General features: G+C 68.8%; 22 protein-coding genes and 1 pseudogene. 7 read left to right on the top strand and 16 right to left on the bottom strand.

What is annotated here, in order from left to right; all coding sequences use genetic code 11:
- Positions 1-45 precede the first annotated feature (45 nt).
- The gene (locus GBO37_RS10250; protein ID WP_252928824.1) at positions 46-1335 is read right to left on the bottom strand and encodes a sorbosone dehydrogenase family protein; all 1290 of its coding nucleotides are present in this window, start codon (positions 1333-1335) and stop codon (positions 46-48) included.
- A gap of 89 nt (positions 1336-1424) precedes the next feature.
- The gene (locus GBO37_RS10245) at positions 1425-3239 is read right to left on the bottom strand and encodes a methyl-accepting chemotaxis protein (protein ID WP_252928791.1); all 1815 of its coding nucleotides are present in this window, start codon (positions 3237-3239) and stop codon (positions 1425-1427) included.
- Between the two features lie 132 nt (positions 3240-3371).
- On the opposite strand from GBO37_RS10245, the gene GBO37_RS10240 reads away from it, so the two are divergent.
- Together GBO37_RS10240 and GBO37_RS10235 are read left to right on the top strand one after the other, a co-directional pair.
- Positions 3372-4331, top strand: a complete 960-nt coding sequence (locus tag GBO37_RS10240; protein ID WP_252928790.1) for an acetamidase/formamidase family protein — start codon at positions 3372-3374, stop codon at positions 4329-4331.
- Positions 4328-4894: a pyridoxamine 5'-phosphate oxidase family protein gene (locus GBO37_RS10235; RefSeq protein WP_127899534.1), complete on the top strand. Its 567-nt coding sequence runs from the start codon at positions 4328-4330 to the stop codon at positions 4892-4894. Before GBO37_RS10240 ends, GBO37_RS10235 begins: the two co-directional genes overlap by 4 nt.
- Here GBO37_RS10235 and GBO37_RS10230 read toward each other — a convergent pair.
- From GBO37_RS10230 to GBO37_RS10170, 13 genes are all read right to left on the bottom strand, one after another.
- On the bottom strand, positions 4891-6693 hold the full coding sequence (locus tag GBO37_RS10230) for an ABC transporter ATP-binding protein (RefSeq protein ID WP_208863732.1): 1803 nt from the start codon (positions 6691-6693) through the stop codon (positions 4891-4893). The genes GBO37_RS10235 and GBO37_RS10230 overlap by 4 nt on opposite strands.
- A gap of 1 nt (position 6694) precedes the next feature.
- On the bottom strand, positions 6695-8476 hold the full coding sequence (locus GBO37_RS10225) for a gamma-glutamyltransferase family protein (RefSeq protein ID WP_252928789.1): 1782 nt from the start codon (positions 8474-8476) through the stop codon (positions 6695-6697).
- 17 nt (positions 8477-8493) lie between these two features.
- Positions 8494-9354, bottom strand: coding sequence for an ABC transporter permease (locus GBO37_RS10220; protein ID WP_045999734.1), 861 nt, complete (start codon positions 9352-9354; stop codon positions 8494-8496).
- The gene (locus tag GBO37_RS10215) at positions 9351-10298 is read right to left on the bottom strand and encodes an ABC transporter permease (RefSeq protein WP_252928787.1); all 948 of its coding nucleotides are present in this window, start codon (positions 10296-10298) and stop codon (positions 9351-9353) included. Before GBO37_RS10215 ends, GBO37_RS10220 begins: the two co-directional genes overlap by 4 nt.
- A gap of 54 nt (positions 10299-10352) precedes the next feature.
- A complete protein-coding gene (locus GBO37_RS10210; protein WP_045999736.1) occupies positions 10353-11861 on the bottom strand; it encodes an ABC transporter substrate-binding protein in 1509 nt (502 codons plus the stop codon).
- A gap of 22 nt (positions 11862-11883) precedes the next feature.
- Positions 11884-12585: a FadR/GntR family transcriptional regulator gene (locus GBO37_RS10205; RefSeq protein ID WP_198143093.1), complete on the bottom strand. Its 702-nt coding sequence runs from the start codon at positions 12583-12585 to the stop codon at positions 11884-11886.
- A gap of 1066 nt (positions 12586-13651) precedes the next feature.
- The gene (locus GBO37_RS10200; protein ID WP_252928785.1) at positions 13652-14296 is read right to left on the bottom strand and encodes an NrsF family protein; all 645 of its coding nucleotides are present in this window, start codon (positions 14294-14296) and stop codon (positions 13652-13654) included.
- Positions 14293-14670: a sigma factor-like helix-turn-helix DNA-binding protein gene (locus tag GBO37_RS10195; RefSeq protein ID WP_164871486.1), complete on the bottom strand. Its 378-nt coding sequence runs from the start codon at positions 14668-14670 to the stop codon at positions 14293-14295. Before GBO37_RS10195 ends, GBO37_RS10200 begins: the two co-directional genes overlap by 4 nt.
- Before the next feature lie 25 nt (positions 14671-14695).
- Positions 14696-14836 carry a hypothetical protein gene (locus GBO37_RS10190; protein ID WP_164871485.1) on the bottom strand — a complete coding sequence of 47 codons (141 nt, stop codon included), beginning with the start codon at positions 14834-14836 and terminating at the stop codon, positions 14696-14698.
- Between the two features lie 77 nt (positions 14837-14913).
- Complete coding sequence (locus GBO37_RS10185; protein WP_127899528.1) at positions 14914-15318, bottom strand: DoxX family protein; 405 nt, start codon at positions 15316-15318, stop codon at positions 14914-14916.
- Complete coding sequence (locus GBO37_RS10180) at positions 15315-16061, bottom strand: DUF2063 domain-containing protein (RefSeq protein ID WP_252928783.1); 747 nt, start codon at positions 16059-16061, stop codon at positions 15315-15317. The genes GBO37_RS10185 and GBO37_RS10180 overlap by 4 nt, the downstream gene beginning before the upstream one ends.
- A complete protein-coding gene (locus GBO37_RS10175) occupies positions 16051-16896 on the bottom strand; it encodes a DUF692 domain-containing protein (protein ID WP_252928781.1) in 846 nt (281 codons plus the stop codon). Before GBO37_RS10175 ends, GBO37_RS10180 begins: the two co-directional genes overlap by 11 nt.
- Before the next feature lie 56 nt (positions 16897-16952).
- Positions 16953-17198, bottom strand: coding sequence for a DUF2282 domain-containing protein (locus GBO37_RS10170; RefSeq protein ID WP_369799420.1), 246 nt, complete (start codon positions 17196-17198; stop codon positions 16953-16955).
- A 58-nt stretch (positions 17199-17256) separates the two neighbouring features.
- On the opposite strand from GBO37_RS10170, the gene GBO37_RS10165 reads away from it, so the two are divergent.
- The 5 genes from GBO37_RS10165 to GBO37_RS10145 all read left to right on the top strand — a co-directional run bounded on the left by GBO37_RS10165 (position 17257) and on the right by GBO37_RS10145 (position 22706).
- Entirely contained in the window at positions 17257-17439 is a 183-nt protein-coding gene (locus GBO37_RS10165; protein WP_252928779.1) for a hypothetical protein, read from the top strand.
- A gap of 79 nt (positions 17440-17518) precedes the next feature.
- Positions 17519-19537: an HAD-IIB family hydrolase gene (locus tag GBO37_RS10160; protein ID WP_252928777.1), complete on the top strand. Its 2019-nt coding sequence runs from the start codon at positions 17519-17521 to the stop codon at positions 19535-19537.
- On the top strand, positions 19530-20663 hold the full coding sequence (locus GBO37_RS10155) for a glycosyltransferase (RefSeq protein ID WP_252928775.1): 1134 nt from the start codon (positions 19530-19532) through the stop codon (positions 20661-20663). Before GBO37_RS10160 ends, GBO37_RS10155 begins: the two co-directional genes overlap by 8 nt.
- Complete coding sequence (locus GBO37_RS10150) at positions 20575-21543, top strand: glycosyltransferase family 2 protein (RefSeq protein ID WP_252928773.1); 969 nt, start codon at positions 20575-20577, stop codon at positions 21541-21543. Before GBO37_RS10155 ends, GBO37_RS10150 begins: the two co-directional genes overlap by 89 nt.
- A 26-nt stretch (positions 21544-21569) precedes the next feature.
- On the top strand, positions 21570-22706 hold the full coding sequence (locus GBO37_RS10145) for a glycosyltransferase (RefSeq protein WP_252928771.1): 1137 nt from the start codon (positions 21570-21572) through the stop codon (positions 22704-22706).
- Here the strand turns inward: GBO37_RS10145 and GBO37_RS10140 are convergent.
- Positions 22688-22898: pseudogene (locus tag GBO37_RS10140) on the bottom strand (hypothetical protein); the annotation flags it as partial. The gene GBO37_RS10145 and the pseudogene GBO37_RS10140 overlap by 19 nt on opposite strands.

Here is a 22898-nt window from a genome sequence, read left to right as displayed (position 1 = left end):
ATCGCCGTGACGGTGGCTAGCGCCATCGTCATGGCCAGCCTGACGTCAGGCGGCGGTGACGCGCCAGATGATGTCGCCCACGTCGTCGGCCACCAGAAGCGACTTTCCGTCAGCGCCGATGGCGACGCCCACGGGACGGCCATAGGCGGTCTTTTCGTCATCCGACAGGAAGCCTGACAGGATGTCGCGCGGCGGGCCCGACGGCTTGCCGCCTGCGAACGGCACGAAGATCACCCGGTACCCGCTGAGGGTCGAGCGGTTCCACGACCCGTGCTGGCCGATGACCATTCCGTCGGGAAAGCCGGGCAGGGTGCCCGCGGGCATCCAGCACAGACCCAGGGAGGCGGTATGCCCGCCCAGGGCATAGTCCGGCGTGATGGCGCGGGCGACCAGCGCCGGATCCTGCGGCACGCGGTCGTCGACGGTCTGGCCCCAATAGCAGTAGGGCCAGCCATAGAACCCGCCCTCGCGCACGGATGTCAGGTAATCGGGCGGCGTCTCGTCGCCCAGGCCGTCGCGTTCGTTGACCACCGTCCACAGGGTGCCTGTCGACGGCTCCCACGCCATGCCGACCGCGTTGCGCAGCCCCGAGGCGAAGATGCCGGCCTGTTCGGTCTCCAGGTCCAGACGCCAGATGGCGGCGCGGCCCTCCTCGGCTTCCATGCCCTGATCGCCGATGTTGCTCAGCGATCCGACGCCGGCATAAAGACTGGTTCCGTCGGGCGACACGATCAGGCTGCGCGTCCAGTGGCCGTTCGGCTTGAACGTGACCAGCCTGCGTCCCGCCGCGGTGATCGTCGTCTGGCCCTCCTGATAGGGGAAGGCCACGATTCCGTCCGTGTTGCCGACATAGAAGGTGTCACCCACCAGTGCCATGCCGAAGGGCTGGTTCTGCCGCTCCAGGAAAACCTCGCGTGTCTCGGCCACGCCGTCGCCGTCGGTATCGCGCCACAGCGTGATGCGGTTCGCGCTGGTGCCGATGGCGCGGGCGCGGCGCATGGTGGCCTGGGCCGCGTGGTCCATCAGCGTCTTGGGCGGATTGGGCTGCTCCTTGGATTCGGCCACCAGCACGTCGCCGTTCGGCAGCACCTCGATCCAGCGGGGATGGTCCAACCCCGAGGCGAAGGCGTTGACCTCCAGACCCGGTGCCGTGTCGGGGACATGGCCCGGCGCCCAGCCCTTGGCGGTGGGCATCTTCAGCGTCATGATCCCCTGCCGCTTGGCGTCAGGAATGGTCGGTGCGGTGCCGACCGCCTGAACCTTGGGCGCGCCGAACCGCCTGATTGCCACCATCGTGCCGCCCACGACCGCCGTCGCCCGTGCCAGAAAATCCATCATCCGCCCCCTTGCTGTCGAAGCCGCACCTTAGCGACCCCTGCCGGGGCGTCAAACGCTGATGGTGTCGCAACCCCGGCGGCGATGCCCTACCAGCCCGCGGTACGTCGGGGTTCGACGGCTGCGGGACGCAGGGCCTGCTGAGGCGTGGTGCGGAACTGGCGCGCCTTGCTTGCCAGCTGATCGGTCTGCTCCTCAAGCGCGCGGGCGGCGGCGGTCGTCTCCTCGACCATGGCGGCGTTCTGCTGGGTGACCTTGTCCATCTGGTCGGCCCCCGCCGACAGCGCGCGCAGGCTTTGCGACTGTTCGCGCGCGCTGGAGGCGATCATGGTGATGATCGTGCGCACCGCCGACACCTCCTCGACGATCGTGACCAGCGATGCGCCCGAGCTGCGCACCAGGCCCGCCCCCTCGCGGACATGGACGGTCGAGGCGCCGATCAGGTCCTTGATCTGATGCGCGGCCTCGGCGGTCTTGTGGGCCAGGGCGCGGACCTCGTGGGCGACGACGGCAAAACCACGCCCGGCCTCTCCGGCGCGCGCGGCCTCGATACCCGCGTTCAACGCCAGCAGGTTGGTCTGGAACGCGATCTCGTCGATGACGGTGATGATGGTGCCGATCTGGCGGGTCGATTCCTCGATCTCGCCCACGGCACCCACGGCCTTCTGGACGATCTCTCCGCCGCCTTGCGCGTTGCGCTGCGCGGTCTCGGCGCTGGTCTGGGCGGTGGACACGCCCTCGGCCGCCTGATCGACGCCGCGCGACACCTCGTTCAGGGCGGCCACGGTCTCCTCAAGGTTGGCGGCCTGCTGTTCGGTGCGGTGCGCCAGGTCATGGGCGGCGGCGCTGATCTCGGCCAGGCCGCCGCGGATGACGGCCACACCGTCGACCACCAGCCCCAGGGCCTCGTCCAGCTGACCGAGTGAGGTGTTGAACTGATCCTTGACTGCATCGAACTCGGGCGCGACCGGGTCGGTGATGCGCACCGTCAGATCGCCTCGGCTTAGCCGGTCGAAGCCGGTGCTGATCGCCCCCACGAAATGCTGCAGCTGGGCGGCGCGCAGGTTGGTCTGTTCGACCATTTCGGCCTGCCGCGCGTTCACGGCATCGGCGTCGCGCGCCAGGCGGTCGCGGTCGATGGTGGCGGCGCGGAACGTCTCGACCGCGCGGGCCATGGCGCCGATCTCGTCCCTGCGGGCGGCGCCGGGGACGGTGTCGTCGGTCTGGCCCTGGGCCAGGCGCCCCATCATCGCGGTCAGCGCCTTGATGGGCTTGCTGATGCTGCGCGACAGCGGGATGGCGCAGGCGATCAGCGCCAGAAGCAGCAGCCCCGACCACAGCCCGCTGCGCCGCATCTCGGCCATGAAGTCGGCGGTGATGTCGTCCACGTAAAGACCCGCGCCGACCGTCCAGCCCCAAGGCGCGAACAGCGTGGAATAGGACAGCTTGGGCAGCGGATCGCCCCCCGACAGGCGCGCGACGAAATACTCGGTAAAGCCGCCCCCCTCGCGCGCGGTCACGATCATCTCGCGGATGTGCAGCTTGCCGTTGGCATCGGTGGCCTCCCACGCATTCGTGCCCTCGCGTTCGGTATCGGGGTGCATGACCCGCAGACCCTGTGGGTCGTAGATGAAGACATAGTCGTCGTCGCCATAGCGGATGGCGCGGGCGGCCTCCTTGGCGCGGTGCTGGGCCTCGTCCAGGGTCATCGCGCCGGACTGGGCCTGGGCTGCGAAATGGGTCAGTATGCTGACCGTGCTTTCGACCTGGGTCGCGATCAGCTCCTTGCGGTCCTTCCACAGAAGGTGATGCAGCGAGGACAGCTGCAGCGACATCGCAAGGATGCTGAGCGCGACGGCAACCCCGGTCAGCAGGGTCAGTTTACGTGAGATTCCAAAGGTCATGCAGCGGCCTTCCCGGTATGATCCGACAAGACATAGCGGCGACACATGAACGGATCGTTGACGCCGGCAGGGAATTGCACGTCGTGCGAATTACGCCGACAGTGGCGGTAGACCGACACGGGGGACCAGACGATGTGCAGACAGTGCAACTATACCATCCATGCGGCGCAGCATCACCTGGGCTGGGACAACGCGATCGCCCCGGTCCAGACCGTGGCGCCGGGATCGACGATCCGCTTTGCCTGCATGGAGGCGTCGGGCGGGCAGCTGAACCTGTCCAGCACCGCGGACGACATCGCCACGCTGGATTTCGGGCGCATCAACCCGGTCAACGGGCCGATCCATGTCGACGGGGCCGAACCCGGCGACGCGCTGAAGATCACGCTGGTCGATTTCGCCCCGCAGGCGCAGGACGGGCAGGGTTGGGGCTGGACCGCGAACATTCCGGGGTTCGGTCTGCTGGCGGACCAGTTCCCCGACCCCGCCCTGACGCTGTGGCGCTATGATGCGGCGACGCTGGCGCCGGCGCTTTGGGGCAGTCACGGCCGGGTCGGGCTGAAGCCCTTTGCCGGGACAATCGGCGTGGCCTTGGCAGAGCCGGGTGCCCATTCCATCGTCCCGCCGCGGCGCACGGGCGGCAATCTGGACATCCGCGACCTGTCGCGCGGGGCCGAACTGTATCTGCCGGTCGAGGTGGCGGGCGCGCTGTTCTCGGTGGGCGACACCCATGCCGCGCAGGGCGACGGAGAGGTCTGCGGCACCGCCATCGAAAGCCCGATGGACGTCACGCTGACGCTGGACCTGGTCAAGGGCACGAACTTGGCGATGCCGCGGTTCACCACGCCAGGACCGGTCACGCCGCACCTGGACGCCAAGGGGTACGAGGTCACGACCGGCATCGGCCCCGACCTGATGACCGGCGCGCGGCAGGCGGTCGAACAGATGGTCGATCTGCTGTGCGCGCGCCACGGCATGCCCGCGGTCGAGGCCTACATGCTGGTGTCCACCTGCGGCGATCTGCGGATCTCGGAGATCGTCGACATGCCGAACTGGGTCGTGTCGTTCTATTTCCCGCGCTCGGTCTTCGAATGACCGACCTGCATCCCTGGGCCGCGGGGCTGGACAGCCTGCACGACCAGGTCTGGCTGCGGTTGCACCGCGGCGTGGCCGACCGCCATGCGCCCGCCCGCCACCCGGTGCTGGCCACCGTCACGCCGGGCGGCATGCCGCAGGCGCGCACGGTCGTGCTGCGCGGGGCCGACCCCGACGAAGCCGTGCTGGAGGTTCACACCGACCTTCTGTCCGCGAAGGTGGGTGATCTGCGCGTCAACCCGATGGCGGCACTGCATGTCTGGGACGCTGGCGCGCATCTGCAGACCCGGATCGAGGCGCGTGCCGCCATCCTGACGGGCGCGGCGGTCGCGCAGGACTGGGCGCGCGTGCCCGACCCGTCGCGACAGAGCTATGGCTCTCAGCCGCCGCCCGGCACGCCCATCGACGATGCGCTGGCCTATGCGAAACGTCCAGACGCCGCCTGTTTCGCGTTGGTGCGCCTGACGGTGCTGGCCATCGACGCGGTGCATCTGGGCCCGCAGCACCGCCGCGCGCGATACACGCGCGAGACGAGCTGGCGCGGACAGTGGCTGGCGCCCTAGACCATCACGAAATGGCGATCCGACACCTGGCGCCAGTCGCGCTTGGGCGGTTCGAACCCCATCGGGCGGACGGGGCTTTTCAGCTCATCGACCTGCATAGCGCGGCGCAGGCCCCGGCGCGCGGGGTCCGGGACCGGCACGGCGGCGATCAGCTTCTTCGTGTAGGGATGCTGCGGGTCGGCAAAGATCGCCTCGCGCGGGCCGATCTCGACGATCTCGCCCAGATACATCACCGCGACGCGGTGGCTGACGCGTTCGACCACCGCCATGTCGTGGCTGATGAACAGATAGGCGATGCTCAGACGCTCCTGCAGGTCCATCAGCAGGTTGCAGACCTGCGCCTTGATCGACACGTCCAGCGCGGACACGCTCTCATCGGCCACGATCACCTTGGGGTTCAGGCCTAGAACGCGCGCGATCGCCACGCGCTGGCGCTGCCCGCCGCTGAATTCGTGCGGATAGCGGTCCAGCATGGACCCGTCCAGGCCGACCTGGGCCAGCAGTTCGGCGGCGCGGTCGCGCGCCTCGGCCCGGCCGGCCAGCTTGTGCGCCAGGATCGGCTCTGCCACGGTCTGGCCCACCGTCATGCGCGGGTTCAGGCTGGAGAACGGGTCCTGAAAGATCATCTGCCCCGACCGACGCATTCGGCGCAGATCGGCCGGGCCGGCCTTGAGCACATCGAACCCGTCCAGCGTCACCTGCCCCGATTCCGGTTGCACCAGCCGCAGGATCGACCGACCCGTGGTCGATTTCCCGCAGCCGGATTCGCCCACCAGCGACAGCGTCTCTCCCTGCCATAGATCGAAGCTCAGATCCTCGACCGCGTGGACCTTGCCCGTCGGGCGGCCAAGAAGGTCCGACCCCGCGGCAAAGCGCGTCACCAGGTTCCGGACCGACAGGACCGGTGTCGCGCTGCGGTCCACGGTGTCGACCACCGCGGGCTGGGCCGCGATCGCGCCGCTGGCCATGTCGACCTTGGGAAAGCGCAGCGGCCAGCGCTGGCCCGCCATCTGCCCAAGCCGCGGCACCGCGGCCAGCAGCGCGCGGGTATAGGGGTGGCCCGCATCCTGGAACAGGCCCGCGGTAGTGCCGGTCTCGACGTGATCGCCGCGGAACATGACCACGGTGCGGTCGGCGATCTCGGCGACCACGCCCATGTCATGGGTGATGAACAGGACGGCCATGCCCTGCTCCTCCTGGATCTCCTTGATCAGGTCCAGGATCTGGCCCTGGATGGTCACGTCCAGCGCCGTCGTCGGCTCATCGGCGATCAGCAGGCGCGGGCGCGCGGCCAGGGCCATCGCGATCATCACCCGCTGGCGCATGCCGCCGGAAAACTGATGCGGATAGTCCCTGATGCGCGCCGCCGCATTGGGGATGCGCACGCGGTCCATCAGGCGCAGCACCTCGGCCCCGACCTGGTCGCGGGGCACCTGGCCATGGCGGATCAGCAACTCCGCGATCTGGTCGCCCACCGGAAAGACCGGGTTCAGCGAGGACATCGGTTCCTGAAAGATCATCGCGATGTCGTTGCCGCGGACCCGGCGCATCTCCTGTTCGGAGAGGCGCGTCAGGTCGCGCCCGCCCAAGAGGACCTGTCCGGTGACGCGCGCGCGCTTGTCCAGCAGGCCCATGATCGCCAGCGACGTGACGCTTTTGCCCGATCCGCTTTCGCCGACGATGGCCACGGTCTCTCCGGGTGCCACGTCGAAGCTGATGTTGCGCACGACCTCCTTCATCCCGTCGTCGGTGGGGAAGGAGACCGACAGGCCGCGCAGGCTGAGGATGGGATCCGTCATCCTACCGCCCCGCCGCATAGGCCTGCATCAGCCGCGGCGTCGCGGCCGCGCGCAGAAGGCCCTGCGCATCGCGGCTGGCCGCGGTCAGGCGGCCGATGTCCCAAGGGCCGGTGACGGTCACGTCATGGCCGCGCCGGCGCAGCTCGTCGATGGTGGCCTGGCCCACGCGATCCTCGATCAGCATGCCGCCCGGTGCCGCGGTGCGCGGGTGGAACGAGGCCGGGAAATGCGTCGAATGGAACAGCGGCGCGTCGATGGCCGCCTGCAGGTTCGGCTCGAAATGGACATGGCGCACGAAGAAGACCAGCTGCCACTGGTCCTGCTGGTCGCCGCCGGGCGTGCCGAAGGACAGATGCGGCACCCCGTCGCGCAAGGCCAGCGATGGCGTCAGCGTGGTGCGCGGCCGCCGTCCCGGCGCCAGGGACGTGGGCAGGCCGGGCTGCAGCCAGAACATCTGCGCCCGGCTGTTCAGGCAGAAGCCCAGCTCCGGGATGATCGGCGAGGATTGCAGCCAGCCGCCCGAGGGCGTGGTGGACACCATGTTGCCCCACCGGTCGATCACGTCGATATGCACGGTATCGCCGCGCTTTTCCGACAGATGCGCCATGGTCGGCTCATAGACCGCGCCCTTGCCCAGGCCGTCCAGCAGCGACAGGGTGCGGGCGCGTTGATCCTCGAACCCCGGCACGGTGCCGGGGCGCAGGTCCAGCGACGCGCGGTCCCCGATCAGCGCGCGACGGTCCGCGGCATAGGCGTCCGACAGCAGCGCCTCCATCGGCACGTCGTGCATCAGGGGGTCGCCGTAATAGACCTCGCGGTCGGCATAGGAGAGCTTCATCGTCTCGATGACGGTATGGACGAAATCGGGTCCGTTCGGGTCCATCGCGGCGATGTCGATGCCCTCCAGGATTTTCAGTCCCTGCAGCAGCACCGGCCCCTGGCCCCAGGGACCGGTCTTGGCGATGGACCAGCCGTGATAGTCGGCCCAGGCCGGCTCCTCGGTCGTGGCGGCATAGCCCGCCATGTCGTCGGCGCTGAGCACGCCGCGATGCTTGGCACCGCTGCCGTCCATCACCTCGGTTTCCTTGCAGAACCGGTCGATCGCCTCGGCCACGAAGCCGCGATAGAAGGCGTCGCGGGCGGCCTGCACCCCCGCCTCGCGCGTGGGCGCGCCCTCGGAGGCTTCGACGATTCGACTGTAAGTGTCTGCCAGCGCCTCGTTCTTGAACAGCGCGCCCGCCTGCGGGGCCTGCCCGCCGGGCAGCCAGGTCGCGTGCGAGGTGGGCCATTCGGCTGCGAAGAATTCGGCCAAGCCCGCGATGCTGTCGGCCACGCGCGGCAGCATCGGATGGCCGTGGCTGGCATAGTGGATGGCGGGGGCCAGAACCTCGGCCACGCTCATCGTGCCATGCTCCTGCAGCATCAGCATCCAGCCGTCGAAGGCGCCGGGGATGACCGTTGCCAGAAGGCCGTTGCCGGGGATCAGGTCGATCCCCTCGGACCGGTAATGCTCGATGGTGGCGCGGGCGGGGGCGGGGCCTTGGGCGCAGATCACTTGGGTCTTGCCGGTCTTGGCGGAATGGATGATCGCGGGCAGATCACCCGCCGGGCCGTTCAGATGCGGCTCGACGATCTGAAGGACAAAGCCCGTCGCGACGGCGGCGTCGAACGCATTGCCGCCCTTTTCCAGGATCGCCATGCCCACGGCGGTCGCGATCCAATGGGTCGAGGTGACGACGCCGAAGGTGCCGGTGATCTCGGGGCGGGTGGTGAATTGGGTCATGACGACTCCTTGCAATGTCAGTGTTCGCGCGGGTCCAGCGCATCGCGCAGGCCGTCGCCGATCAGGTTGAAGCCGATGACGACCAGAAAGATCGCGGCCCCCGGCCACCAGGCCATCCAGGGCGCCTGCGTCAGGAAGTTCTTGGCCACGTTCAGCATCGACCCCCAGCTGGGCGCGGGGGCCTGCTGGCCAAGGCCCAGGAAGGACAGCGAGGCCTCGGCGATGATGGCGGTGGCGATGGTCAGCGTGGCCTGCACGATGATCGGCGGCACGATGTTCGGCAGGATGTAGCGGCCCATGATCGCCATGTGACCCAGGCCGATGGCACGGGCGCCCTCGACGTAATCCTCGGTCTTGACGGACATGACCTGCGCGCGCGTCAGGCGAATGAAGATCGGCATGGCCGACAGGCCGATGGCGATCATCGCATTGGTCAGGCTGGGCCCCAGGAAGGCGGCCAGGGCGATCGCCATGATCAGGAAGGGCATCGCCAACAGCGCATCGGTGAAGCGAGAGATGATCGTGTCGGTCCAGCCGCCGAAATAGCCCGCGATCAGCCCGATAGGCACGCCGGTGACGACGGCGATCGCCACAGAGATCACCCCCGCCATCAGCGACGCCTGCGCGCCCCAGATCATCCGGGACAGGATGTCGCGGCCGATCTCGTCCGAGCCCAGCCAGTATTCGGCGGACGGCGGCAGCCGGATCGCGGTCCAGCTGGTGGCCAGCGGGTCGGCGATGGGCAGGATCGGCGCGGCCAAGGCCAGAAGGACGAAGAAGGCCACGATGATGCCGCCGACCAGGGCCGCGCGGTTGCGCCGGAACTTGCGCCAGAAGCGGCTTTTGGCGCGGGGGGCGGGCATGTCGATGGCGGTCATAGAGCGGCCCTCATCCGGGGGTTCAGCATCACGGACAGCACGTCCGCGACCAGGTTCATCAGCAGGAAACCGACGGCGGTGCACAGCACGACCCCCTGCACCACGGCATAGTCGCGGTTGAACACCGCATCGACGATCAGCTTGCCGAAACCCGGAATGGTGAAGATCTGTTCGGTCAGCACCGCGCCCGCCAGCAATTCGCCGAACAGCAGCGCGGTCAGCGTGATGACCGGCAAAAGCGCGTTCCTGAAGCTGTGCTTCAGCACCACCTGGCGGCCGGTCAGGCCCTTGGCCCGCGCCGTGCGGATATAGTCCGCCGACAGCACGCCCAGCATGGATGACCGGGTGTGGCGCATCAGCGTCGCGGCCAGCCCCGTACCCAGCACGAAGGCCGGCATGATCATCGTCTGCAGCGAGCGGACCGGATCGACGAAGATCGATTCATATCCCGATGCCGGCAGCCAGCCCAGGTTCACCGATACCAGCAGGATCAGCATGATCCCCAGCCAGAAGTTCGGGATGGACAGACCCGACAACGCCACGAAATTGGCCAGCCAGTCGGTCACGCTGCCCTTGCGCACCGCCGCGATGATGCCTGCGGGAATGCCGATCAGCATCGCGAAGATCATCGACATGACCGCCAGCTGGATGGTCACCGGCAGCTTCTGCATGATCAGCTGCGACACGGGTTCCCCGGTCCGCAGCGAGGTGCCCAGATCGCCCGTCACCACGCCCCCTAGCCAGCGCAGGTACTGGACCGGCACGGGGTCGTCCAGGTGCAGCTGTTCGCGGATGCGGGCCAGGGTCTCGGGGTCGCGCTCCTCTCCGGCCATGGCCAGGACGGGATCGCCGGGCAGCAGCATCTGCAGCCCGAAGACCAGCATCGACACGATCAGCAGCGTCGGCAGGGCGACCATCAGCCGCTTGGCGATATAGATCAGCATGGGGGTCCTTTCACCATCGGTGCGGGGGCGCGTCGGGCGCGCCCCCGGTCATGGTCACTCGGCCAGGGTGACGTCCTGCAGGCGGATCATGCCGTCGGGCAGCGCCTTGAAGCCTTGGACCTTGTCGTCCAGCGCAAAGATGTAGGTCTGGTGGCCCAGATAGATCACAGGCAGGTCCTGGTTCAGGATCACGCCGGCCTCGTCGTACAGCGCCTTGCGGGCGGCGGGGTCGGTGACGGCGCGCGCCTCGTTCAGCAGGCGGTCGACCTCGGGGTTGCAGTATTTCGGGTCGTTGATCCCGCCCTCGCAGGTGACGAACTGGTGCAGGTTGCCGTCCGGGTCGGGACGCCCCGACCAGTCCGACCGCGACAGCTGAAAGTTGCCCGCCGTCTGCTCCGACAGAAGCGTCGCGAATTCGGTCGCACGCAGGGTGACGTCAAAGCCCGCCTCGGCCACCATCGCCTGGACGACCTGCATCATCTGGGTGACGACGGGGTTGTTGGCATGCTGGATCTCGACCGCGACGCGCTCCTGTCCGGCCTCGGCCAGCAGGGCCTTGGCGGCCTCGACGTCGCGGGCGGGAACGGGCAGATCCTGGTTGTACCATTGCGAGGTCGGCGGGAAGGGCTGGTTGCCCGCGCGCGCCGTGCCGTCGAACACGACCTGGTTCAGCGCCTCGCGGTCGATGGCCAGCGAGAAGGCCTGGCGGACGCGCGCGTCCTCTCCCATCGGGGTCAGGGCGCGGTCGCCGTTGCCGATGTTGGCATAGATCGCCATGTAGCCCAGGCCCACGACCTCCTGCAGGCTCAGCCCGTCGGTCTGGTTGACGGTGCCCACGTCGGTGGCGGCGATCCGTTCGACCATGTCCAGCTCTCCGGACTGCAGGTTGGCCAGGCGCACGGTGGTGTCGGGAATTGGGCGATAGGTGACGCGTTCGATCTTGATGCGGTCCGCGTCATAGTAATCCGCGAACTTCTCCAGCACGATACGGTCCTGCTGGATGCGTTCGACGAACTTGAACGGACCCGAACAGACCGGGTTCTGGCCGAAATCGGCGCCTGCCGCCTCGGCCGCGGTCGGAGAGATCATCATTCCCGCCCGGTCCGACAGCTGCGCGATCAGCGACGCGTCCGGCGCGGTCAGCGTGAAGGTCACCTGCAGCGGTCCCGTCGCCTCGACCGAGGCGACCGAGGACAGCTCGGACTTGCGCCGCGATTCCGGCAGGGTCATCGACCGGGTGATGTTGGCCACCACCGCATCGGCATCGAAGGCGGTGCCGTCGTGGAACACCACGTCGTCGCGCAGGTTCATGACCAGCTGCAGTCCGTCGTCGGAATAGGTCCAGTCCGTCGCCAGCATCGGGATGATCTGCGCGTCGGCGTCCAGGTCGACCAGCTTGTCGCACAGGCCCGCATAGACGATGCGGCCCACGAAGGTGCGCGACTGGTCGGGGTCCAGGATGTCCGCGTCGTCGCCCAGGCCGATGCGCATCTCCTGTGCGGCGGCGGGCAGGGCGGTCAGCAGCGCGGCAAGCGCGGTGGCGGTCAGCAGATGGCGGGTCATGGGGTGTCCTTCCTGATGGGGGTCAAGCATGGGCCGGTTGGTCCGGCCTTCCGGTATCGGTTGCGGGCAGGTCGGCCGATCCAAGGCGGATCAGCTTTTCCTGAAGCATCAACAGATGCAGGCGCATCTGTTCGGCGGCCGCCTGCGGGTCGCGGGCGGCGATGGCGTCGACGATGGCGCGGTGCTGGGCCACGGGCAGCGCGTGACCGGCCAGGCCGCCCCGCGCGCGTTCGCGCACCGCCTGCCAGGCGGGGTCCTGGCGGATTCGGTTGACCACGTCGAACAGCGACAGGAACAGCGCATTGCCGGCGGCCTCGGCGATCTGGCGGTGCAGGGTGCCGTCCCACAGCTCTCCCTCGTCGGCGTCGACGCATTGCGCGATGCGGTCCGACAATTCGTGCATGCGGGCGATCTGGACCGGCTTTGCGCGCAGCGCGGCAAGGGCCGCCAGCTGCGGCTCCAGGCGCAGGCGCACCTCCATGATCTCGAAAAAATCGGTCGCGGGGGCGGCGCTGTCGATCTGACCACCGACGAAGGTTCCTGCGCCCTGGCGGCGGGTGATGCGGCCCTCGGCCTCCAGCACCTCCAACGCGCGGCGGATCGCGCGGCGGCCGATGCCCATCTGCTCGGACAGCTGCCGTTCGGTCGGCAGGCGGGTGCCGTTCGGATGACCCGGATCGTCCACCCAAGCGCGCAGCTGTTCCAGCGCATAGGCAGAGGTCATGTTTCCCTGACCCCTGGCGGGACCGTCATCGGCAAAGGGAAGATCAGGCATGTCCATGAAGCGAACCAATCCGTTATTGGTTCATGCTGTCACAAATCTGCCGTCACGCAAGCGCGATGACGCGTGATCGACTGTGATTCAGGGGCTGCTCAGCGGATACCTGTCCCCGCGCCTTTGTTTGATGGGTCAGAAATGCGAACCATTACAGTGCAATGGTTTGCCCGTGCCCCATCAATGACGTCGACTGCCCGAAGTTTAAGCGTTCCGTTAAAATGCAACCTTATGATGAGACGAATCCGCCGACCTGCCTGTCTGGACGTCCTGACGTCCGGGAATCAGGTGCGATGGGCTTCTCCCCAAGGATAGAGCGTGGCGTCGTTGTGACTTGTCCCCGCGCCATCACGTTAACCAAGACGTTGACCCTGAATGTTCGGCATGCAGGCGTCATGTGCTGGATGATCTCGCACGTCCGCGCGGATGCAAATGCCCTGCTGGCATCGTCCGACCAACCCTGGCGTCGATCTCCGGCGGCCAAGCGATTTATTTGCGTCAGAGGTCGCGCAGGACGCATACGAAAAGCGCCTGCCTGCCGAGTGACAATCGCAGCGCAATGCGAATTACGGAGGAACGCAGTGTAACGTCATCAGAAGGGCGGGGACGGTGCGTGGCCGCCGCAGTCGGTTCGCCAAACGGTTCAAACATGCATCTCGACGGCCCGCGGCCCGCGACGAACCCGTGCAGTCCACTAGGCAACCATCGGATGCCGGGTGTCACCAATCTCACCCCCTCAAAGACCATTGTTATGCAAACCCGCGGCGCAACCGTTATTGGCCATCCTGCTGCGGCACTCTCACCTTCGGACTTGCGACCATGAACGCGGCGATTGGTGGGCAACGTCGGCACGTAGCGTTGGGTGCGAACGGAGATTCCTCAGGGCACTTGCATAGGTTGGTACCACTGTGCCGCTACTTGGTGGCGTGACAGGTGCAGCGGTCAAGGTCCTGCAACGAAGCGATTTTTTACGGTTACCCCCGGAACTGTCCCCGGAAATTGTGGATAACCTGGATCACCAGCGCAGCAGCTTGTGACCCGCCACGGCCCCGGCCACGGATGCCAGCACGATCGCCGCGCCGTACCAGAAGACATAGAACAGGGGCGAATCCTCGGTGCAGGACAGGGCATAGCCGGTCGCCGCACCGGCGCCTGCCGCAAGTCCGATCAGCGCGCCGGCCAGGACGGGATGCGTGCTGGCGCCGCGACGCATCAGCCGCACGCCTGCAAACAGGGGCGCCGCCGACAGGGCCAGCACCGCGGGCACGCAGGTATCGGCCGAATGGCCCAGCCAGTCATGGGCCATTCGGTCGACGGGCGTCGCGACTAGGGCCCAGACCGCCAGGGCCAGCGCCAAGGCGGCGGGGACCGCCAGGGGCCACAGCCCGATACGCGCGCCGGGCCGTGCCAGCCGCACCGCCATGGGCCAGGCCAGCATCAGCACCATCAGCGGCAGCAGCGGCTTGGCCAGGGTTACCGGCGCGGCCAGCGATGCGGCCAGATCGGGGCGCGGCCCGGACAGCGCCATCTGCAGCGCAAGGCCCAGCAGCGCCGTCCCGGCCATCGTGGCGATCATCCGCGCCGGAGAGAACCGGGTCGAGGGCAGGGGTTCGGCCGCCAGTCGCGCAATCAGCGCCTCGGTCGAGGAGGGTTGTGTCATTCGCGTGTTCCCAGTCCGATGGCGGACAGCTTCTTCATGGCGCGGTGCAGGGCGACCCGGACCGCGCTGTCGGTCATGCCAAGGCGGGCAGCGACGTCGTCGGCACTGTCCCCCTCGATGCCTATGGCGCGGACGATGCCTGCGGACCGCGCGTCGATGCGCGCCAGCAGCACCCCCAGGTCGCGGGCGGCGGTGGGGTCGTCGGTGCGGCTGTCGGCCATGATCTCGGCAAAGTCGTGGATGGGCAGGTGGACGCGGCTGCCCCGCCTGCGGAACGCGTCGATCACCTTGTAGCGGGTGACCGCGTACAGCCAGGGACGCAGGGGCGTGTCCGGCTGCCAGCTGTCGCGTTTCAGGTGAATGGCCAGCAGCACCTCCTGGACGACATCCTCGTGCAGGTCACGGGGCAGGCTGCCCGCGGGCTCGCACCACGGCGCGGATCAGCGGCGTGACCTGGGTCAGGAACCGGGCCATGGCGCGGCTGTCGCCGGCCTGCGCCGCCGCCAGAAGTGCCGCCCATTCGGTGCCGTCCTGCTGCATGCCCCGCCTCCGCGCGCCTGTCCTCAGGCTAGCCGCAGGGATGCCCACCCCGCAAGGCACGATGGCGGGAACGGCGATCATGCCGGCACCCGGCGGGTCTGCAGGACGTGGTCCAGCGACCACCGCCCCGGTCCATGCGCGATCAGCGCCAGGAAGGCGGCGGCCCACAGCCCGTGCGTCATCCAGGCCGAGGGATAGACGAAGATCTGGATCGTCGCCGTCATCGCCAGAAGCGCCAGCGCCGACAGCCGCGTCATCAGCCCCAGGATCAGCAGCACCGGCAGCAGGTGTTCGGCCAGGGTCGCGGCCACCGCTGCCCAGTCCGACGGGATCACGGGCAGGGCGTATTCGTGTTCGAACAGGAACCAGGTGCCGTCCTTGATGGACAGGCCGTCGACCTTGGTGCGGCCCGACTGCCAGAAGACCGCCGCCGGAAACACGCGCAGGGCCAGCCCGGCAAGGTCGGTCAGGATGGGAGTCATGGCACGGTCTCCTGGTCGGTCAGGCTGCCGGCCCGCATCAGGTGCAGCAGCAGCGGTTGAGGGTCGTGGTCAGCCTGCACCGCCCGGGCGGCCCGGGCGGCCTGCGTCAGCGTTCCCGCAGTCAGGGCCGCGATCATCGCGGCGTCGGCGGGGCTGATCGCGGTGACCGGAACGCCCCAGGACGGATCGCGCAGGATCAGCGCGATCTGGGGTCCCGCGGGGACAGGGCCGGGGGTGGCGCCGGGCTGGTTCATCGCCCAGACCGCGACGCCCGCATGGTGCAGCGGCAGCACGATGACCGACGGGTGCAGGCCCAGCCTCAGCAAGTCCGGGTCCGCGCGGGTCAGGCGGTCGGGGCGGACCGGGACGGCGTCGGCCGCGTGAAAGGCCAGCCCACGGGCATGTTCGATCCGCGCGACGTCGGCCATCCAGGGCCAAGCGGCCAGCGGCGGGAACTCGGCCAGAAAGGCCGCGAACCCCGCGCCCCATTCGGCCATCACCGGCGACCGGGGGCGGTCGGTCGCGACGAAGCTTGCGGCCAGCGCGGCGAAATAGTCGGCCCCGACCAGCCGGCGGATGACGGGAAAACGCTGTGCCAGCGCGGCGGACAGGCCTACCGCCACATTGTTGCGATAGACGGCGAAACGGCGCTCGGCCTCGGGGCCGGTCACGCCGGGGGGCAGCGGCCCGCCGCGCAGCGCGACGTCGAAGGCGGTGGTGAAATGGGCGTGCTCAGACGGCATGGGCCAGCCCCGCATGGCGCAGGATGGCGTCGGCCCGCGCGGCCTCGGCCGCGAGGATCGGCCAGTCGGGCAGGTCGTTGTCCCATTCGACCAGCGTCGGCAGCGGGCCATGGCGCGCGATGGCCTCTGCATAAAGCGCCCAGACCGGGTCGGCGACGGCACTGCCGTGATCGTCGATCAGCAGCGGGCCCGAGGGCAGGTCCTCGGTCGCATGGCCGCCCAGGTGGATCTCCTGCACCAGGTCCAGAGGAAAGGCGTCCAGCCATACCCAGGGATCGCGCCGATGGTTCACCGCCGAGACATAGAGGTTGTTGACGTCCAGCAGCAGCCCGCAGCCGGTGGCCTGGGCGATGGCCTGCAGGAACTGGGTTTCGGGGATCTCGGACTGCTGGAACAGCAGGTAGGTGGCGGGGTTCTCCAGCAGGATGGGACGCGCCAGCGCGGTCTGGACCTGGTCGACATGATCGATGATCAGCGCCAGGGTCTGGGGCGTGTAGGGCAGGGGCAGCAGGTCGTTCAGGTATTCGGCCCCGTGGCTGGACCATGCCAGGTGTTCGGAAAAGCTGTCCGGCTGATACCGGTCGCACAGCGCGCGCAGCCGCGCCAGGTGATCCCGGTCCAGCCCATGCGGGCTGCCGATCGACAGGCCCACACCGTGCAGCGACAGCGGGAAATCGGCACGCAGCGCGGTCAGCTGCGCGTGGGGCAGGCCGCCCGCGCCCAGATAGTTCTCGGCATGGACCTCGAAGAAGCCGACCGGGCGGGCGTCCTGGCGGATCTCCGCGAAATGCTGGGGCTTGAAACCGACGCCGGGGGTGGCGGGAAGGCGGGACATGGCATCACCCTTTGGGAATGGCCGCGCGGGACGATCCCCGCGCGGTCCGTGTCGGATCAGGCGGGCAGGTCGCGCATCTGTTCCTCCAGCATGCCCATGCGGGCGGTGCCGTCGGCCTGCGCGGGCAGCTCCATCGTGGTGCAGGTGCCGGCAGGGACCAGCGTCCAGGCGTTCCCCTGATAGTCGACGGTCGAGGTGCCGGCGCAGGTCGTGCCCGGCCCCGCGGCGCAGTCGTTCTGCCCGGCCAAGGCGACGCCGAAGCATTTCTCCATCTCCTGCGCCATGACGGGGGTGGCGGCCATCGCACCAAGCGCACAGGCCAGCGAGGCGCCAAGCGAAAGGCGGGTCGTGAATGCGGTCATGATCATCTCCGTTCTGATGTCGAAGGCGCGTCAGCCCGCCTTCATGCAGATCAGATCGCGGCGGGTGGGGCGCGCGTTACAGCGCCACGGTGCTTTTTTTCGCACCGACATGCTGCCCATAGGCAAGGCACCGCCGGGGAGGGAAGAGTTCATCTTTCTTTACTTGGTCGCTTTCCGGTGAACCCGCGGCGGCGTGACGTTGTTCGCTGTGCAATGGCCGCATTGCACGGTCTGCAGTCAGTTTGCCGAAAGGTGCAATCATGCACATTCTTCACCTTGCCTTGGGCGGCTGCCTGAAGGCTGCCCCCGTGCGCTATGGCGTGACCGAGGATACCGGCGGCCACATCGCCTATGTCCTGGGTGCTGCCATGGCACAGGCGGCGCTGCCGCAGGTGGCGTCGGTCGACATCGTCACCCGTACGTTCGACGGCATGGATCCCATCCACGCGCAGGCGGTGGAGGAGGTCGCGCCCGGCTGCCGAATCCTGCGCCTGTCGACCGCCAATCGCGCCTATCTGGCCAAGGAGGCCCTGGAGGCGGAGCTGCCCGCCCTGGCTGAGGCATTCTGCGGGATGCTTGGCGGGATGTCGCAGAAGCCCGACGTGATCCACGCGCATTTCGCCGACGCCGCGCGCCTGGCCCGGACGGCGCAGAAACGGTTCGGCATTCCCTGGATCTATACCCCCCATTCCCTGGCCCTGCAGAAGGACCCTGCCGCCGCCAGCCGTCCCGATCTGCGCGACCGGATCGCGGCCGAGCGGTCGGCCGTCGAGGGCGCCGCCGCGATCATCGTGTCCTCGCGCGACGAGGCCGAGCGCCAGCTGCGCCCCTATGGCAAGGCGGCCGAGGGGCGCAGCCATTGCGTGTCCCCCGGCGTGACGCTGCTGCCCGATGCGGGCACCGCGGCGGCCGATGCGCTGCTGGCGCCGTTCCTGCGCAGGCCGGATCGTCCCATCGTTCTGGCGGTGGCCCGTCCTGTGGCCAAGAAGAACCTGGCCGGGCTGGTCGATGCCTACGCCGCATCGCCCGAGCTGCAGGACCGCGCCAACCTGGTGATCCTGGCCGGGCTGCGCGATGGCATCGATGGCGGGCCCGCCGAACAGGCGCAGGTGCTGCGCGGACTGTTCGACCGGATCGACCGCCATGGCCTATGGGGCAAGGTCGCCCTGCCGCCGCGCCATGATGCGGGTCAGCTGCGGGCGCTGTACGCGCGGGCAGCGCAGGGAGGCGTCTTCGTGAACCCGGCGCTGCACGAACCCTTCGGATTGACCCTGGTCGAGGCGGCGCAGGCCGGCGTCCCCGTGGTTGCGACCCGGAACGGCGGCCCCGTGGACATCGTGGCACAGCTGGGTCACGGCGCGCTGGTCGATCCCGGCGACGCGGGGCAGGTCGCCGCGGCCTGCCTGCGCATGATGGACGACCCGCAGGGCGCGATCCGCGCGCAGGCCCGCGCGCTGGAGGCCTTTGACTGGCGGGACTGGGCGCGACGGTCGGTGGCGATCTGCCGGAACCTGCAGCGCGCCGCCCCCCTGCCGCGTCGCGCGGTGCGCCGCATCCTGGCCAGTGACATCGACGGCACGCTGACCGGCTGCCCGGTGGCCGCCGCACGGTTCGTCGATTGGCACGCGCAGCGCGACGACGGGTTGCTGTTCGCCGTCGCCACCGGGCGGTCTGTGTCGCAGGCGCGTCGGGTGCTGGCCGATTGGGCCCTGCCGCGGCCCGACCTGTTCATCACCTCGGTCGGGTCCGAGATCTGGCGGTGGGGCGCGGGCGACCGGCTGCACCCCTGCGCCGACTATGCCGCGCTGCTGGATGCGGACTGGGACCGCGATGCGGTGCAGGCCGTGCTGCAGGCCCGCGCCCCCGTCTGGCAGGCAGGCTATGAGCAGCGGCGGTGGAAGCTGTCGCTGCTGGGTACCGCCGCGCAGGCCGCGGGGATCGAACGCGATCTGGCGCGCGCCGGGTTGGCGGCACGCGTCATCGCCTCGCACGGAGAGTTCATCGACGTGCTGCCGCAGGCGGCCGGCAAGGCCGCCGCCCTGCGGTTCGAGGCCACGCGCCGCGGCCTTGACTTGCGCCACTGCATCGCCGCGGGCGACAGCGGCAACGACGCCGACATGCTGGCGGCCAGCGGGGCGTCGATCCTGCCGTCGAACGCCTATGCCGAACTGGCCCATCTGCGCGGTCGGGGCATCTATCAAAGCCGCTATCACCACGCCGCCGGGGTCATCGACGGTCTGGCGCAGCTTGGGTTGGCACGGCAGGCGCAGCATGCGTGACCTGGTCCCCGACGACACGGCAAAGCGGCCCTTCGGCTATTTCGTCCACCACCAGGGGCGGGGTCACGCGGAACGCTGCGCGGCCATCGTCAATGCGCTTCCCACCGATCGGCCGGTCACGATCTTCTGCGCCCGGGACGACATCTTTCCGCCGCTGACGGCACAGGCGCGCATCGTCACCATCCCGTCGCTGTTCGAACGGACCGGCGCCGAATGCGACATGGACCACGTGCCCACGCCCGACACGCTGCACTGCGCGCCCCTGGGCTGGCCGGGCATCCGTCAGGCGATGGGCCGGATCGCGGGCTGGTTCACCAGCGATGATCCCGCGCTTATGATCTGCGATGTCAGCGCCGAGATCGCACAGCTGTCGCGCATCTGTTCGGTCCCCCATGTCAAGATCCTGCAGCATGGCGACCGCGGCGATCAGGGACACCAAGCCGCCTATTCAGGGGCCGTGGGCCTTCTGGCGCCGTTCTCTGCTGCCCTGGCACAGCCGGATTGGCAGCCCTTTTCGGACCGCATCCATTATGCCCCCGGCCTGGGCATTGCCGCGATCACGCCCCCCGACCGGGCGGCGGCCCGGCGGGCTTTGGGGCTGGACCCCGACCGCCCCGTGGCGCTGTTGGTGTCCGGTGCCGGCGGCACCGGATTCGCGCAGGCGCCGATGGGTGTGGCCGCACGGGCCTTTCCCGATTGGCACTGGATGACCATCGGCGCAACCCAGCCCGACTGGCATGCGACGCAGGGCGGCAACCTGTCCCACCGGGGCTGGGTCGACGACCCGGCGACCCATGTGGCGGCGGCGGATCTGGTGATCTCGTCGACGGGCAACACCACCTGCGCGCAGGTTCTGGCCGCCGCGCGGCCGTGGATCGTGGTGCCGGAATGGCGCTATTTCGACGAACAGCGCCTGAAGGCCGAAGCCCTGGCCCGCCCGCCGATCCCGCGGCCGACACGGCCCGATGGCTGGAAACCCTGGCGCGCGACCTGTGGTCCGCCGCCCCCCCGACACGCATCCCCGAAGGAGCCCCTGCATGATCCACGTTTCCGCCCTGACCATCGCTGCGGGCCGGGAGGCCCATTTGCGCAATGTCGTCGCAGGCTTTCAGGCCCAGCAGCATAAGCCGTCGGAACTGATCATCGGCGTGATGCAGGACGCCGACTATACCGACCTGCCCCGGACCGACTTTCCCATCCGCCAGATCCGCGTGACGGCGCCCGAACTGCCGCTGTCGGCGGCCCGCAATGCGGTGGCCGACGCGGCGACGGGCGACATGCTGGTCTTTGTCGATGTCGACTGCATCCCGGCGCCCGATTTCATCAGCGGCTATCTAGACCGCATGGCGGACCGTCGCGGCCTGTTCATGGGCGAGGTGATGTACCTGCCCCAGGGCGGCACCGACGGGGGGCTGGATTTCGACCGCTTCGCCGACATGGCCGTCAAGCATTCCGACCGCCAGGGCCCCCCGGCCTCCGGGGTGGCGGCCTGTGCCGACTACCGATGCTTCTGGTCGCTGAACTTTGCGATGTGGCGCCAGGATTGGCTGGACGGCCCGCGTTTCGACGAGAGCTTTACCGGATATGGCGGCGAGGATACCGATTTCGGCCGCGCCTGGTCGGACGGCGGCGCTCCGATCTGGTGGATCGCGGGGGGCCGCGTCTATCATCAGTACCATCCGCATTGCATGCCCCCGGTTCATCACCTGCACTCTGTCCTGCGCAACACCGAGGTCTTTGCCCGCAAATGGGGTCACCGCACGATGGAGCATTGGCTGTATGCGTTCCAGCTGATAGGCCTGATCCGCAACGCGCCCGAGGGGTTGCAGCTGCTGCGCGAACCCGGCCCGACGGAATTCGCCCTGTGCGAACAGCAGGGGCACATGCCCTATGCCAATTCCCGTCGTGTCATCGACCACCTGCACCGGCTGGCCGAAGACGACCGCATGACGACCGAACGGGTCGCCCGCGAACAAAGCGCCCTGTTGATGCCCGCCGCCGAATGACCGGCCGCCCGTTGCGGATCGCGGTGATGGCACATTGCCGTCACCCCATCGCGGCCCCGTTCATGGGCGGCATGGAGGGTCATGCCCACCACCTTGTCCACGCTCTGCGGGCGCGGGGGCATGAGGCGACCCTGGTCGCGGCGGGCGACAGCCGGGTGGACGTGCCGTTGCTGCCCCTGATGGCGCAGCATTACGACCGTGATTATCCGTGGCACCAATATCACGGCACCGAACCGCTGAACGCCCATCTGGACAGTCACCATGCCGCCAGCCTGGCCACGCTGGCGGACATGGATTTCGACGTCATCCACAATAACACGCTTCATCGGTTTCCGCCGCGCTTTGCGCGGGCGACGCGTGTGCCGATGGTCACCTCGCTGCACGTGCCGCCCTTTGACGCGCTGCGCCGGGCCGTGCGCGACAGCGTGGCCCCGTGGCATGTGACGACAGGATGTTCGCGCAGGCATCTGGCGGCCTATTTCCCCGAAGGCCCGCCCGCATCGGCGCGGGTGGTGCCGAACGGCATCGATCTGGCGCAATGGCCCTATTCGCCGCAGGGTAATGGGCAGGCGGTCTGGGCGGGACGCGTCACGCCGAACAAGGCACCCCATCTGGCGATCACCGCCGCGCGCCGCGCGGGCGTCGCCCTGACGATCTTTGGCAGCATTGAGGATGGCGATTACTTTGACGCGCAGGTCCGGCCGCAACTGTCGGGGAACATCCGCTTTGGCGGGCACCTGGCTGGACCGGATCTGGCCGCGGAATACGGTCGTGCATCGGCACTGCTGTTCACGCCGCAATGGGACGAGCCCTTCGGCCTGACCGCGATCGAGGCAATGGCCTGCGGAACGCCCGTGGCCGCCGTCGCGATGGGCGCGGTCCATGAGGTGCTGGGCCCGGCCGGGCGGTTCGCCGCCCCCGATGGAGCCGGGCTGGACCGCGCGCTGATCGAGGCGATGCAGATCCCTCGTGACGTGCCGCGTCGGCATGTGGCCGGCCACTTTGGGTTGGACCGCATGATCGACACGCTGCAGGCGCTGTATGTCGAGGCGATCGACCGGCGGCACGATCCCGCGCCACCGGTCGATTTTCTGCCCATCGAACTGCCGCTGTCGCTGGCGGGGCGCGGGGCCGAACCGGCGCTTCAGTCCGGGATGCGCTGACCCAGGACGCCGCGGGGGGCGGGCGGTTCCTCGCGCCGCGGTTCAGTCGGAACGGCATCCTGGTCGGTCATCACCGCCACGACATCGGCGGCGATCTTGTCCAGCAGGTCCAGTTCCGCATCCTCGATCTGGCGCGGTTCGCGGTCCATCAGGCACAGGGCGCCCAGCACATGGCCGTCAGCCGTGCGCAGC

The organism is Paracoccus sp. 08, from assembly GCF_024105395.1.
GTDB lineage: Bacteria > Pseudomonadota > Alphaproteobacteria > Rhodobacterales > Rhodobacteraceae > Paracoccus > Paracoccus marcusii.
The sequence above is the reverse complement of the archived record's forward strand: the minus strand, read 5'-3'. Positions and strand labels throughout refer to the sequence as shown.